This is a genomic window from Synechococcus sp. CBW1108, assembly GCF_015840335.1.
Taxonomy (GTDB): Bacteria; Cyanobacteriota; Cyanobacteriia; order PCC-6307; family Cyanobiaceae; genus Cyanobium_A.
The window spans coordinates 1,892,299-1,905,370 of sequence record NZ_CP060395.1 but is presented as its reverse complement, the minus strand read 5'-3'; the positions used below and the strand labels follow the sequence as shown (position 1 = coordinate 1,905,370).

Sequence of the window (13,072 nt, the reverse complement as noted above, 5' to 3'; positions counted from 1 at the left end):
CTTGCTGCCCAGCCAGGCCCCATGGGGGAGTCAATGCCCAGCCCCACCCTCACCTCCCCGACTTCCCAGCGGGTCACCCGGCTACTCGGCGAGCGCCTGGAGCTGGTGGAAGACCTCTGGGAAACCGTGCTCTACAGCGAGTGTCCCGCCGGGCAGGCGGAGCGCCTGCTGCGGCTCAAGCACCTGAGCGACCCCAGCGAGGAGGATTCCACCACCGCGATCGTGCAGCTGATCCGGGAGATGGATTTGGCCGAAGCGATCGCCGCGGCCCGGGCCTTCTCGCTCTATTTCCAGCTAGTAAACATCCTCGAACAGCACATCGAGGAGGACAGCTACCTCGACAGCCTCAAAAACCAGCGCAGCAGCCCCAGCGATCCCTTCCTGCCGCCGTTGGCCAACCAGAGCGACCCAGCCACCTTTCGCCAGCTGTTTGAGCGGCTCAGGAGCCTGAACGTCCCCCCAGCCCAACTGGAAAACCTGCTGCGCACCCTGGATCTCCGGCTGGTGTTCACGGCCCATCCCACCGAAATCGTGCGCCACACGGTGCGCCACAAGCAGCGGCGGGTGGCCTGCCTGATTCAGCAGCTGGAGCAGGGCGCCAGCCTCAATTCCGTCGAGCGCCACAGCCTGCGGCTCCAGCTGGAGGAGGAAATCAGGCTCTGGTGGCGCACCGATGAACTGCACCAGTTCAAACCAACGGTGCTCGATGAGGTCGACTACGCCCTGCACTTCTTCCAGCAGGTGCTCTTCGATGCCATGCCCCAGCTGCGGGACCGCATCCGTACCGCCCTGAAGGGGAGCTACCCCGATGTGGAACCGCCCCGGGATTCCTTCTGCACCTTCGGCTCCTGGGTGGGCTCAGATCGGGATGGCAACCCTTCGGTGACCCCGGACATCACCTGGCGAACGGCCTGCTACCAGCGCAAGCTGATGCTGGAGCGATACCTGAAGTCGGTGGCAGAGCTGCGCGACCAGCTCAGCATTTCAATGCAGTGGAGTCAGGTCAGTCCGGCCCTGCTGGAGTCGCTGGAGATGGATCGGCTGCGCTTTCCGGAGATCTATGAGGAGCGGGCCGCCCGCTACCGCCTGGAGCCCTACCGGCTGAAGCTCAGCTACACCCTGGAGCGGTTGCAGCTCACCCATCAGCGCAACCAAAGCCTCAGCGATGCCGGCTGGGAATCCCCCTGTGACGGCAGTGCCCCGCCCCCGCCGATGGGGGGAAGCCTGGCGGCCCCTCCCACCCAGGAACTGCACTACAGCACGGTTGATGAATTCCGCTACGACCTGGAACTGATCCAGGACAGCCTCAAGGCCACGGGACTGAGCTGTGAGTCGCTCCAGCACCTGATCAGTCAGGCCCAGATCTTCGCCTTCTGCCTGGCCAGCCTCGATATCCGCCAGGAGAGCACCCGCCACAGCGACGCCCTCGACGAGCTCAGCCGCTACCTCCAACTCCCAGTTCCCTACGGAGAGATGGGGGAAACCCAGCGGGTGGAGTGGCTGCTGGAGGAGCTGCAAACCCGCCGCCCCCTGCTGCCCCCGGCGGCCCGCTGGAGTGCCGCAACCACGGAGACCTTCGCCGTATTCCGCATGTTGCAGCGCCTGCAGCAGGAATTTGGCTCCCGCATCTGCCGCACCTACGTGATCTCCATGAGTCACACGGTGTCAGACCTGCTGGAGGTGTTGCTGTTGGCCAAGGAGGCCGGCCTGGTGGATCCGAAGGCCCAGCGTGCCGGCCTGCTGGTGGTGCCGCTGTTCGAAACGGTGGAAGACCTCCAGGGGGCCCCGGCGGTGATGGCCACCTTGTTTCGCCACCCCTTCTACCGGGCCCTGCTGGCCAGTGACGGCGGCCAGCCACTTCAGGAAGTCATGCTGGGCTACTCAGATAGCAACAAGGATTCCGGCTTCCTTTCCAGCAACTGGGAGATCCATAAAGCCCAGATTGCCCTCCAGCGGCTGGCCATCGAGCACGGGGTGGCCCTGCGGATCTTCCATGGCCGCGGCGGCTCCGTGGGCCGGGGTGGGGGCCCTGCCTACCAGGCGATCCTGGCCCAGCCAAGCGGCACCCTCAGCGGCCGCATCAAGATCACCGAACAGGGAGAGGTGCTGGCCTCGAAGTATTCCCTGCCCGAACTGGCCCTTTACAACCTGGAAACGGTCACAACCGCCGTGCTGCAGAACAGCCTGGTGAGTGCCCCCGTAGACGACACCCCCAGCTGGAATGACCTGATGGGGCGGCTGGCGGCCCGCTCCCGGGACCACTACCGGGCCCTGGTGCACGACAACCCTGACCTGGTGGCCTTCTTCCAGCAGGTGACCCCGATCGAAGAGATCAGCAAGCTGCAGATCTCCAGTCGCCCGGCCCGCCGTAAAAGTGGCGCCAAGGACCTCTCCAGCCTGCGGGCCATCCCCTGGGTATTTGGCTGGACCCAGAGCCGCTTCCTGCTGCCCAGTTGGTTCGGGGTGGGGGCGGCCCTGCAGGAGGAACTCACCCAGGACCCCGAACAACTCGAGTTGCTGCGCCTGCTCCACCAACGCTGGCCGTTCTTCCGCATGCTGATCTCGAAGGTGGAGATGACCCTCTCCAAAGTCGACCTCGACCTGGCCCACCACTACGTGCAGGCCCTGGGCCGCAGCGAGAACCGGGAGGCCTTCGAGCAGATCTTCCAGGCCATCGCCGCCGAATTCGAGCTCACCCGCGATCTGGTGCTGGCGATCACGGGCCACAGCCGCTTGCTGGATGGGGATCCTGCCCTGCAGCTATCGGTCGACCTGCGCAACCGCACGATCATTCCCCTTGGCTTCCTGCAGGTGGCCCTGCTGCGGCGCCTGCGCGACCAGAACCGCCAACCACCGATGAGTGAAGCGCTGGCCAGCTCCAGCGACGATGGCCGCACCTACAGCCGCAGCGAGCTGCTGCGCGGGGCCCTGCTCACCATCAATGGCATAGCCGCGGGCATGCGCAACACGGGCTGACCAGCCCCCAGACCCTCCCCTGAGCCATCCCAGCTCCGCCTAGCACTGGATTCCCTCTTGATCCCTTTCCGCAGCCAGCCCCTAGCCCCGCGTCTGCGGGAGGGCTATGCGCTGCTCGCCAACAGCCTCCCCAGCCCCGACGAGCTCAATCGGCTCCTGCTGGCCAGCGGCGATCGCAGCCGCAACCCAGACCGGTGGCAGCGGGTGCTGGACAACAGCCTCTGGCATCTGGGGGTGCAATCCCCCGAGGGCAAATTGGTGGGTTTCGTGCGGGCCACCAGCGATCTGGCCCTCAATGCCAACCTCTGGGACCTGTGCGCCGATCCGGGGGATCCGCACCAGGGCGACATCCTGGCGGTGCTGGTGCATGGCTCCCTCGGCAAGCTGCGCAGGGAGTTAGCCGGGTGCAGCATTTCGCTCTCAGCCCCGCCTGAGGCCCTGGCCGCCCTGGATCGCTATGGATTTTCCGTCGATCCCGGCGGCATTAGGGCGATGGGCCTCAACTTGCTCGGGTGATTCGCCTACTGGGTTGATTCCCTTACTGGGTTGGCCCGTTGAGCCAAATGACCTGATAAGTACTGACTTGATAGGTATTGACTTGATAAGTAGCGAGCATGGAGGGACTCGAACCCCCGACCCTCAGAACCGGAATCTGATGCTCTATCCAACTGAGCTACATGCCCATGGCTAAGGCCCATGGCCGGAGCAGAGCTCCGGAGGAATTACTTTAACCTCCCGTCGCGTCAGAGCCATCCGGCTGCACCGCCTGGAGCTGCTGAATTTTCGCAATATCAGCCATCTGGAGCTGGCCCTGGAGGCCCCCCGGCTGCTGGTGATTGGCGCCAATGGCGAGGGCAAATCAAACCTGCTGGAATCGGTGGAATTGCTGGGGTGCCTGCGTTCCCACCGCACCGCCAGCGATCGCGACCTGATCCAGCACGGGCAGAGCAGCTGCCAGGTGCGGGCCTCAACCGGCAGCAGTGATCAGCTGGCGCTCCACCTGCGCCGCAGTGGCGGGCGCATGGCCCTGCGCAACGGCAAGGTGCTGGATCGCCAGCTCGACCTGCTGGGATCGCTGCGCTGCGTGGGTTTCAGCGCCCTCGACCTCGAATTGGTGCGGGGCGAGCCCGCTGGCCGGCGCCAATGGCTCGACCGGGTGGTGCTGCAGCTCGAACCTGTCTATGGCGACCTGCTCAGCCGCTACGGCCGGCTCCTGCGCCAGCGCAGCCAGCTGCTGCGGCGGAGCCTCGGCGGCGGCGATCTGCAGGGCCTGCTCGATGCCTTTGATCTGCAGATGGCTGTGATCGGCACCCGACTGCAGCGCCGTCGGTCGCGGGCCATCCGCAGGCTGGAGCCCCTGGCCGCCGCCTGGCAGGCAAGGCTCAGCGGCGGCCGGGAATGCCTGGAGCTCGAGTATCAGGGCGGCGCCCAGGTGGGTGGCGAAGATGCCGAGGATCCCTGGCGGGATGCCTTACTGGCCCAACTGCAGCAGCAGCGAGGCGAAGAACTGCGACTCGGGCAGTGCACGGTGGGGCCCCACCGCGACGAGCTGGGCTTGATCCTGGCCGGGCAGGGGGCTCGGCGCTACGGCTCGGCGGGCCAGCAGCGCACCCTGGTGCTGGCCCTCAAGCTGGCCGAGTTGGAGCTGGTGGGCACGGTGCTGGGGGAGCCGCCCCTGCTGCTGCTCGACGACGTGCTGGCCGAGCTCGATCCGGAACGGCAACAACTTCTGCTCGAGGCGGTGGGCGAGGGGCACCAGTGCCTGGTGAGCGCCACCCACCTGGGGGCCTTCAGCGGCGGCTGGCAGGCCCAGAGCCAGCTGGTGCACATGCGCGCCGGTCAAATTAGCCTTCATAACCAACTATGGTGATGAGCTTGTTCGGTCAACTTCGATGACCCAGACCCTGCCCTGCCTCCACCCGAACCCGGGATGGACCGAGGCCCCCGCAGCGATCCACCCAGCTGCCCCCCTCCCCCACCAGGTTTCCGATACTGTCGGGAAACACTGCATTCTCGAGCTCTACGGTTGCGACGGCAACAAGCTCGACGACGAACTTTTCCTCAGGGCCACCATCACCGCAGCAGCAAGGCGTGCCGGTGCCACCCTGCTCAACCTGATCACCCACCGTTTCGAACCCCAGGGCGTCACGGGGCTGGCCCTGCTGGCCGAATCGCACATCTCCATCCACACCTGGCCCGAATCGGGCTATGCAGCGGTGGATGTGTTCACCTGCGGGGACCACACCATGCCGGAGAAGGCCTGTGCCGTGCTTGTCGATGAGCTGATGGCTGACACCCACAAGCTCACCAGCTTCCGCCGCGAAACCCCCTCCTGCATCCACAGCAATCTGCGGGAGCCCCTGCACGGGCAGCCGTTTACTGCTGCCCTGAGCCGCTGAGCTCTGGAAGCGGACTGGCCGCAAGCTCCCGGTTGAGCTTGCCGCTCACCAGTCCCTCCAGGTCCAGACCCACGGCCGTGAAGCCAAGGGCGAGGAAGGCCGTCACTAGGGCCTGCCTGGGCTCACTTTTAGCCCAGCGACCAAGGGCAAGTTCCAGTTGCTCGGCCGGGAGCTCGATGCGGGCCGTCTGGCCCTGGCAGCGCACCCGCACCTCGGCCCAGCCGGCGGCCAACAACCAGGCCTCCGCCGCCGCCACCCGTTGCAGCCGTTCAGCCGTGATCGGCTCTCCGTAGGCAAAGCGGGACGCCAGGCAGGGCTGGGCGGGCTTGTCCCACCAGGGCAAACCCAGCGCCCGCGAGAGCTGGCGCACCTCAGCTTTAGTCAGGCCAACCGCAGCCAGGGGAGAACGCACGCCGAATTCCCGGGCAGCCCGGATGCCCGGGCGATGGTCGCCAAGGTCATCGGCATTGACGCCATCGACCACGCTTGCTCCCCTCGCCGCCGCCGCAATCGGCGCCAGCAGGCGGTGCAACTCCCGCTTACAGGCATAGCAGCGCTGCTCAGGATTGCTGGCGTAGGCGGGGTCTGCCAGCTCCGAGGTGGGGATTTCCCGGTGGCGAATGCCAAGCCAGCCGGCCTGGATGCGGGCTTCCTGACGCAGGTGGGGCGCCAGAGCCGGTGAAACCCCGGTGATCGCCAGGGCCCCCTGCCCACACTGCTCGAGGGCGATGGCCGCCACCAGGGCGCTGTCAACCCCGCCGGAGTAGGCCACCACCACCGGGTTGAGGGCTGCCAGCTGGCCACGCAGTTCAGTCAAGGCCCCCGCCAGGGCCGGTGGCAGAGGTTCTAGAAGAGAAAAGTGCATCCGGGCCCCAATCCTGACCCGATCCTGCCAACCCCAAGCCAAAGGCGCCGGTAACATCTCGCCATGAGCAGCACCCAGACGCCGCAGCGGGGCACGGGCCGGGGCATCGGCATCCGCACTGCCGCCGGCAGCGATGAGAGGGCCCACGGCCAGCTGCATGTGTATGACGGCGACGGCAAGGGCAAGAGCCAGGCCGCCCTCGGGGTGGTGCTGCGCACGATCGGCCTGGGCATTTGCGAGCAGAAACGCACCAGGGTGTTGCTGCTGCGCTTCCTCAAGGGGCCGGGCCGGGCCTACGACGAAGATGCCGCCATCGAAGCCCTGCAGCAGGGCTTTCCCCACCTGATTGACCAGGTGCGCACGGGCCGGGGCGAATTCTTCAGCGCCGAGGAGGCGACCAAATTCGACCGGCAGGAGGCCCAGCGCGGCTGGGACATTGCCAAGGGCGCCATCGCCAGCGACCTCTACTCAGTGGTGGTGCTCGATGAGCTCAACCCCGTGCTGGACCTGGGCCTGCTGGACATCGACGACGTGGCCCGCACCCTGGCGGCCAAGCCAGGCGGAATGGAAGTGATCTGCACGGGGCGCGGTGCCCCCCACAAGCTGGTGCAACTGGCAGACCTCCACTCGGAAATGCGGGCCCACCAGGGGCCCGGGGGTCTCGATGGGGTCGAGATCTACACCGGCGAGGGCAAGGGCAAATCCACCAGCGCCCTCGGCAAGGGCCTACAGGCCATCGGCCGGGGTATCAGCCAAGACAAAAGCCACCGGGTGCTGATCCTGCAGTGGCTCAAGGGCGGCAGCGGCTACACCGAGGATGCGGCGATTGCCGCCCTGCGCGAGAGCTATCCCCACCTGGTGGATCACCTGCGCTCTGGCCGCGATGCGATTGTCTGGCGCGGCCAGCAGCAGCCGATCGACTACGTGGAGGCCGAGCGGGCCTGGGAGATCGCCAGGGCAGCCATCTCCAGCGGCCTATACAAAACCGTGATCCTCGATGAGATCAACCCCACGGTGGATCTCGAGCTGCTGCCGGTGGAGCCGATCGTGCAGACCCTATTGCGCAAGCCCGCCGAAACGGAAGTAATCCTCACCGGCCGCTGCAAAAATCGCCCCGCCTACTTCGACCTGGCCAGCGTCTACTCCGAGATGGTGTGCCACAAGCACTACGCCGAGCGGGGCGTGGATCTCAAGCGGGGCGTGGATTACTGAGCTCGGGGCTCAGTAGCGCGGCACGGCCGGATCCACCTCCTGGCTCCAGGCATCGATGCCGCCTGAGACATTGATGCCCTCGATGCCGTGGCGCCGAAGGGCGATGAGCGCTTTGGCGCTACGGCCGCCCAGCTTGCAGTGCACGTAAAGCTTCTTGCCGGCCGCCAGGTCGCGGATCTGATCAATCGCCACGCCGCTCTCGATCTGGTCGAGGGGGATGAGGGTGGCGCCGGGGATCAGAGCTATGTCGGCCTCGGGGGGATTGCGCACATCCACCAGCACGAGGCCACTGGTGTCGCCATCAAGCAGGGTTTTTAGTTCGGTAACACTGATGCTGTCCACCGCGCCGGCCTCCTCCTGGCCCGGAGCACTGCCGCCCACCCCGCAGAACTCTTGATAATCAATAAGTTTGTCGATCACCGGCCGCTCGGGGTTGGGCCGAAGTTTGAGCTCGCGGAACTTCATGCCCAGGGCATCAAACAACAACAGGCGGCCGCTGAGGCTGGTGCCGATGCCGGCAATGATCTTGACAGCTTCGGTGGCCTGGATCAGGCCGATGATGCCGGGCAGCACCCCCACCACTCCGCCCTCGGCGCAGGAGGGCACCATGCCCGGCGGCGGCGGCTCGGGGAACAGGTCGCGGTAGTTGGGGCTTTCCGCATCCAGGTTGAACACCGTGGCCTGGCCCTCGAAGCGAAAGATCGAGCCGTAGACATTGGGCTTGCCCAGCAGCACGCAGGCGTCGTTCACCAGGTAGCGGGTGGGGAAGTTGTCGGTGCCGTCGCAGACGATGTCGTAGGGCCGAATGATCTCGAGAGCGTTGTCGCTGGTCAGCGCGGTTTGGTAGAGATCCACCTGGCAGTGGGGGTTGATCTCGAGGATGCGCGCCTTGGCCGATTCGATCTTGGGTTTGCCCACCCAGCTGGTGCCGTGGATCACCTGGCGCTGCAGGTTGGAGTGGTCGACCACGTCGAAATCGACGATGCCGAGGCGGCCCACCCCGGCGGCGGCCAGATAGAGCAGCAGCGGCGAGCCCAACCCTCCAGTTCCCACACAAAGCACCGAGGCGGCCTTGAGCCGCTTCTGGCCCTCCATTCCAACCTCGGGCAGGATCAGGTGGCGGCCGTAGCGGGCCACCTCATCGGGGCTGAGCTGGACGCCGCTGGTGTCGGGAGGAAGCATGGCTGCTGGGATCAGCTTTCCATTCTCCACGGCAGGCGCTGGGGCGGGGCCTGCGGCTGGCAGATCCACCACCCCACCAGTTCCTGGCCCTGACCCCCAACGCCACTGCCTACCGCACCCATGATCACCATCAATGCCGGCCAGACGCAGAGCCTGCAGTCGGTGGTGGAGGGCACTGGGGCCGTGACGGGGTGGCTGTGGGCCGAGCCCAGCAGCTCCAGCCCCCGCTCCCTTGCCCACTTCTGGGCCAGCAGTTGCTCGCGGGGATCAATCGCGAAGCGGTGGTTGCGGGCCCCAGGCTGGGGCCAGACGTTGCAGCAAGGCCAGATCCGACGCAGTTGCCAACCATCGCTCTGCCTCTGACCCAGCAGCAAGGCACATCCCTCCTCGGGTTTCGCCGCTGCCAAAATCCGGCCCAGAACGGTGAGCAGCTGCAAATCTGCCCTGAGATGAGCTGGCGCTTGCAAACACACACCGATACCTTGTGATTCAGTACACCCTTGCCCACCATCCGGTCCATGAGTGACACCACCCCCGAAGCAGTTGAGCAGGAAACTGCCACTGGAGTGGAGCCAGGCGCTGCCACCACTGGATCCGAAACCGGCTCAGCAAGCGGCTCAGCAGCCACTTCCGATGCCGACGCCAACTCCGAAGTCAGCTTCACAGAGCGCTACAGCGAGATCCTGACCAAGGTGAATGCCACCCTCGACAAGGTGGACTGGAGCCAGATGGGCCGGATCGGCAAGGCCACCGGGGTGATCCTGGCGGTGATCGTGGCCCAGATCCTGATCAAGGGAGTGCTCGACACCATCAACCTTCTGCCCGTGGTGCCAGGCCTGCTCGAACTGCTGGGCCTGGTGGTAGTGGGCAATTGGAGCTGGCAGAACCTCACCACCAGTGAGAAACGCGGTGCTGTGGTGTCGAAGCTGCAGAACCTCCGCCAGGAATACCTCGGCTGAGCAGTTCGAGGATGGAGGCCTGGGCCCTTTGCCCGTAGCTGCCACCAAAGAGGTTGGCGTGGTTGAGCAAGTGATAGAGGTTGTAGAGGGCCACCCGCCCGCTGGCCCCGGGCTCAAGGGGCCAGCGACTTGTATAGCCCGCAAAGAAGCTGGGCGAAAAGCCGCCAAATAACTGGGCCATCGCCAGATCCACCTCCCGATCCCCCCAGTAGCAGGCAGGGTCAAAGATGACCCCACTGCCATTGCTCAGTAAGGCCGCATTGCCACACCAGAGATCGCCGTGCACGAGCACCGGCTCTGCAGGGTGATCTGCCAACCATTGCGGCACGAGCTCCAGCAAGGCCTCAGCTCCCTTCAGCTGCTTACTCCTTCTTGCGGCCCAGGCGAGCTGGGGGGCCAGCCGGCACTCGACGAAAAACTGGCCCCAGCTGGATCGCCAACCATTGGCTTGGGGGGCTGAACCGATGAAGTTCGCGGCCGGCCAGCCATACCCCTGTCCCGCGGAGCTGGCAGCGCTGGCCCGGTGCAAATCCGCCAGGCGCTGGCCCAATCGAAACACCGCAGCGGTGTCGCCCGAGCCCCCACCAATCCCCTCGAGGTCCAGCCAGGGCATCACCAGCACGGCCTGATCAGCAGCCGTCCCCCAGGCCAGGGGCTCGGGAACCACCAGGCCGGCTGGCGCGTGGGCCACCAACGCCAGGAGTCCCTCCACTTCCGCCCCAAGCAGGGGCAGGGCGGCGGCCCTGTTGGTTTTGGCAAACAACACGCCCCCGTCGGCAAACTGGAGCCGCCAAGCCCGGTGGATGCAGCCCCCACCCACCGCCGTGCGCGCCACCAGGCGGCGGCCAAGCCGATCCATTAGCCAGGCGGTCAGGGGATCGGCGGGCGCGGCAGCCATGGCGCCGTGGCGGGGAGGCAGCTGCCAGCATGCCTCGATGCAGACGCACCCTGATGTGGTGGTAGTGGGAGCCGGCATCGCCGGTCTCAGCGCGGCGGCCCTGCTGGCCAAGGCCGGTCTGGGGGTTCATCTGCTTGAAGCCCACCACCAGAGCGGCGGCTGCGCCGGCACCTTCCGCCGCGGGCCCTACACCTTCGATGTGGGCGCGACCCAGGTGGCGGGCCTGGAACCCGGCGGCAGCCATCGGCGCCTGCTCGAGCACTTCCAGCTGCCACTGCCGGCCGCAACGCCCCTGGATCCGGCGTGCGTGGTGGACCTGGGCGATGGCCGACCACCGGTGCGGATCTGGCGCGATCCAGCCAGATGGGCCACAGAGCGGGAGCAGCAATTTCCAGGCAGCGGCCGCTTCTGGCAACTCTGCTCCGCCCTGCACCAGGCCAACTGGGCCTTCGCCGGCCGGGATCCCGTGCTGCCCCCCCGCAGCCCCTGGGATCTGGCCCAGCTTCTGCCGACCCTGCGTCCCGCCAACCTGGCCAGTGGCCTGCTGATCACCGCCACCGTGGCCGATCTGCTGATGCTCACGGGCTGCGGCAGCGATCAGCGTCTGCGCCGCTTTCTCGATCTCCAACTGCGGCTCTACTCCCAGGAGCCAGCCGATCGCACCGCCGCCCTCTATGGCGCCACCGTGCTGGCCATGGGCCAGGAACCCCTGGGCCTATGGCATCTGGAGAGCTCAATGCAGGTGCTGAGCCAGCAGTTGGAGCAGGCCCTGGCGGCGGCCGGCGGCCAGCTGCGGCTGGGGCACCGGGTGACGCAGCTCGAGCGCACAGGCGAGGGCTGGGTTGTCCATGGCGATGTCCATGGCGAGCAGCCGCAGCCCTTTGCGCTGGCAGCTACCGATGTGGTGCTGGCCCTGCCGGTGCAGAGCTTGCCCGACCTGCTCCCAGGGCAGCTACCTGGGGGCTATCGGCGCCGGCTGGCCAGCCTCCCCGATCCCTCTGGAGCAGTGGTGTTCTACGGGGCCGTGGACCGGAGCCTGCTGCAGAGCGACTGTCCCGCCCACCTGCAGCTCGACTGGGCCGAGCCGGGCTCCCTGTTTGTGTCGGTGAGCCGCGAGGGCGATGGCCGGGCCCCGGCCGGCCAGGCCACCGTGATCGCCAGCGTGTTCACCCCGGCGCGCCCCTGGTTTGCCCTCAGCCGCCAGGCCTATGGCCAGGCCAAAGCCGAAGCCCTGGCAGGCATCCAACGGGGGCTGCAAAGGCAGCTGGGAATTGCCCCCAACCAATGGCGCCACGGCGAGCTGGCCACCCCGCGAGGTTTCGCCCGCTGGACCGGCCGCCCCTTCGGCTTTGTGGGGGGCCTCGGCCAGCATCCCAGTCGCTTCGGGCCCTTCGGCCTGGCCAGCCGCACCCCCCTGCCAGGCCTGTGGCTGTGCGGCGACTCGATTCACCCCGGCGAAGGCACCGCCGGCGTGGCGCTCTCAGCCCTGATGGCCTGCCGCCAGTTGCTGGCGCGGCGGGGCCAGGTACTGACCCTGGGCACTACTGCTGAGTTCGGGCGCTGAGTTCTGGATCTCGGTTCAGGAGCTCAGTTCAGGAGCTACCTGTTTCTGCAGAGGCGCTCGGACCCACAAACTGGGGCCGCAACTGGTGGCTGTCCTCCAGTCGCCGCTGCAGCGCAGCCCAATCACCCCGCTGCAGCAAATCCTCCAACTCCCCAAGTTGCTGGCGATAGGCGGCGAGGGCTGCCAAGAGGGCATCACGATTGCAGCGAGCCATCAGGGAGCCCAGCAGCGGGTTGCCCCCACCCACCCGCGTGGTGTCGGCAAATCCACTCGAAGCCAGCTGGCGCACCAGGTATGGCGGGGCCACGCCTGAATCTGCTGCCCGCAACAGGGCCGCCCCCAACAGCACGGGCAGATGGGAAATCATTGCCACCGCCTGGTCGTGGTCCCCAGCTGGGCAGGTGAGCCAGCGGGCCCCCACGAGCTCCGCCAGATTCCGCACCACCCCCAGGGCTTCTAGATCGGTGCCAGCCTCCGGCGTGGCCACCCAGGGGCGCTGGCGAAACAGGCCCACCACCCCTGCCTCCACTCCCGCCTCAGCGTTACCCGCCATGGGATGGCTGGCCACAAATCGCGGATGCAGAGCCCGCCAGCGCTCCAGCACCGGCTCCTTCACCGAGCCCACATCAGTGATCACCGCCTGGGGCGGCAGGGCCGCCAGCAGGTCGGGATCGGGGTCCAACAGGCGATCAAGGGGCAGGGCCAGCACTACAAGGGCACAGGGAGCCAGCACGGCGGGATCGGTGCTCACCTCCGTTGCCAGGCCCCTCTGGCGGGCGCGCTCGGCGGAGGTGGCGCGATGCACCAGGCCCCGAACCCCAATGCCAAGCCGCTGCAGATCCAATCCCAGGGAACCGCCGATCAACCCCAGGCCCACCACACCCACAGGTTGCAGGCGCCAGGGATCCCGCGCCAGGCCATCAGTGCTAGCGGGCAGGGGAACAGACGCCATCGAGCATCCACAGACAGGAATCGTGTAGCCAGCTTCCTACGATCCGATCCTGTTGGCCGCCTGGG

Annotated in this window: 12 protein-coding genes and 1 tRNA gene; 7 read left to right on the top strand and 6 right to left on the bottom strand. The window is 66.9% G+C overall.

All coding sequences use genetic code 11. The annotated features are described in order from the left end of the window. Window positions 1–21: 21 nt before the first annotated feature. Both ppc and H8F27_RS10300 read left to right on the top strand, forming a co-directional pair. Window positions 22–2,976: a phosphoenolpyruvate carboxylase gene (gene ppc / locus H8F27_RS10305; RefSeq protein ID WP_231596664.1), complete on the top strand. Its 2,955-nt coding sequence runs from the start codon at window positions 22–24 to the stop codon at window positions 2,974–2,976. A gap of 57 nt (window positions 2,977–3,033) precedes the next feature. Beyond that, window positions 3,034–3,492, top strand: a complete 459-nt coding sequence (locus tag H8F27_RS10300) for an N-acetyltransferase (protein ID WP_197148028.1) — start codon at window positions 3,034–3,036, stop codon at window positions 3,490–3,492. Between the two features lie 93 nt (window positions 3,493–3,585). On the opposite strand, the gene H8F27_RS10295 is transcribed toward H8F27_RS10300, so the two are convergent. Then, window positions 3,586–3,659 (bottom strand) — tRNA-Arg (locus H8F27_RS10295). 83 nt (window positions 3,660–3,742) lie between these two features. Here H8F27_RS10295 and recF point away from each other — a divergent pair. Together recF and speD are read left to right on the top strand one after the other, a co-directional pair. Beyond that, entirely contained in the window at window positions 3,743–4,846 is a 1,104-nt protein-coding gene (gene recF, locus H8F27_RS10290; RefSeq protein WP_197153499.1) for a DNA replication/repair protein RecF, read from the top strand. 22 nt (window positions 4,847–4,868) lie between these two features. Further along, complete coding sequence (gene speD / locus H8F27_RS10285; protein WP_197148027.1) at window positions 4,869–5,375, top strand: adenosylmethionine decarboxylase; 507 nt, start codon at window positions 4,869–4,871, stop codon at window positions 5,373–5,375. On the opposite strand, the gene larE is transcribed toward speD, so the two are convergent. Further along, window positions 5,353–6,240 carry an ATP-dependent sacrificial sulfur transferase LarE gene (gene larE, locus H8F27_RS10280; protein WP_197148026.1) on the bottom strand — a complete coding sequence of 296 codons (888 nt, stop codon included), beginning with the start codon at window positions 6,238–6,240 and terminating at the stop codon, window positions 5,353–5,355. The two genes, speD and larE, sit on opposite strands and share 23 nt — an antisense overlap. A gap of 63 nt (window positions 6,241–6,303) precedes the next feature. Here larE and H8F27_RS10275 point away from each other — a divergent pair, with 63 nt between their 5' ends. Next, window positions 6,304–7,452, top strand: a complete 1,149-nt coding sequence (locus tag H8F27_RS10275; protein WP_197148025.1) for a cob(I)yrinic acid a,c-diamide adenosyltransferase — start codon at window positions 6,304–6,306, stop codon at window positions 7,450–7,452. Between the two features lie 9 nt (window positions 7,453–7,461). Here the strand turns inward: H8F27_RS10275 and moeB are convergent, their stop codons facing one another. Next, window positions 7,462–8,634, bottom strand: a complete 1,173-nt coding sequence (moeB, locus tag H8F27_RS10270; RefSeq protein WP_197148024.1) for a molybdopterin-synthase adenylyltransferase MoeB — start codon at window positions 8,632–8,634, stop codon at window positions 7,462–7,464. Window positions 8,635–8,645: 11 nt separating this feature from the next. Beyond that, complete coding sequence (locus H8F27_RS10265) at window positions 8,646–9,071, bottom strand: M67 family metallopeptidase (protein ID WP_197148023.1); 426 nt, start codon at window positions 9,069–9,071, stop codon at window positions 8,646–8,648. An 81-nt stretch (window positions 9,072–9,152) separates the two neighbouring features. On the opposite strand from H8F27_RS10265, the gene H8F27_RS10260 reads away from it, so the two are divergent. After that, a complete protein-coding gene (locus H8F27_RS10260; protein WP_197148022.1) occupies window positions 9,153–9,593 on the top strand; it encodes a CAAD domain-containing protein in 441 nt (146 codons plus the stop codon). On the opposite strand, the gene H8F27_RS10255 is transcribed toward H8F27_RS10260, so the two are convergent. Beyond that, the gene (locus tag H8F27_RS10255; RefSeq protein WP_197148021.1) at window positions 9,523–10,491 is read right to left on the bottom strand and encodes a fructosamine kinase family protein; all 969 of its coding nucleotides are present in this window, start codon (window positions 10,489–10,491) and stop codon (window positions 9,523–9,525) included. The two genes, H8F27_RS10260 and H8F27_RS10255, sit on opposite strands and share 71 nt — an antisense overlap. Window positions 10,492–10,528: 37 nt before the next feature. On the opposite strand from H8F27_RS10255, the gene crtD reads away from it, so the two are divergent. Continuing rightward, the gene (crtD, locus tag H8F27_RS10250) at window positions 10,529–12,055 is read left to right on the top strand and encodes a C-3',4' desaturase CrtD (protein WP_197148020.1); all 1,527 of its coding nucleotides are present in this window, start codon (window positions 10,529–10,531) and stop codon (window positions 12,053–12,055) included. A 28-nt stretch (window positions 12,056–12,083) separates the two neighbouring features. On the opposite strand, the gene H8F27_RS10245 is transcribed toward crtD, so the two are convergent. After that, a complete protein-coding gene (locus tag H8F27_RS10245; RefSeq protein ID WP_197148019.1) occupies window positions 12,084–13,007 on the bottom strand; it encodes a prephenate/arogenate dehydrogenase in 924 nt (307 codons plus the stop codon). Between the last annotated feature and the right edge of the window lie 65 nt (window positions 13,008–13,072).

Coding starts and splice junctions, on each gene's coding strand:
- ppc (WP_231596664.1), top strand. CDS start 22: ATGGGGGAGTCAATGCCCAGCCCCACCCTCACCTCCCCGACTTCCCAG.
- speD (WP_197148027.1), top strand. CDS start 4,869: ATGACCCAGACCCTGCCCTGCCTCCACCCGAACCCGGGATGGACCGAG.
- larE (WP_197148026.1), bottom strand. CDS start 6,240: ATGCACTTTTCTCTTCTAGAACCTCTGCCACCGGCCCTGGCGGGGGCC.
- H8F27_RS10275 (WP_197148025.1), top strand. CDS start 6,304: ATGAGCAGCACCCAGACGCCGCAGCGGGGCACGGGCCGGGGCATCGGC.
- moeB (WP_197148024.1), bottom strand. CDS start 8,634: ATGCTTCCTCCCGACACCAGCGGCGTCCAGCTCAGCCCCGATGAGGTG.
- H8F27_RS10260 (WP_197148022.1), top strand. CDS start 9,153: ATGAGTGACACCACCCCCGAAGCAGTTGAGCAGGAAACTGCCACTGGA.
- H8F27_RS10255 (WP_197148021.1), bottom strand. CDS start 10,491: ATGGCTGCCGCGCCCGCCGATCCCCTGACCGCCTGGCTAATGGATCGG.
- crtD (WP_197148020.1), top strand. CDS start 10,529: ATGCAGACGCACCCTGATGTGGTGGTAGTGGGAGCCGGCATCGCCGGT.
- H8F27_RS10245 (WP_197148019.1), bottom strand. CDS start 13,007: ATGGCGTCTGTTCCCCTGCCCGCTAGCACTGATGGCCTGGCGCGGGAT.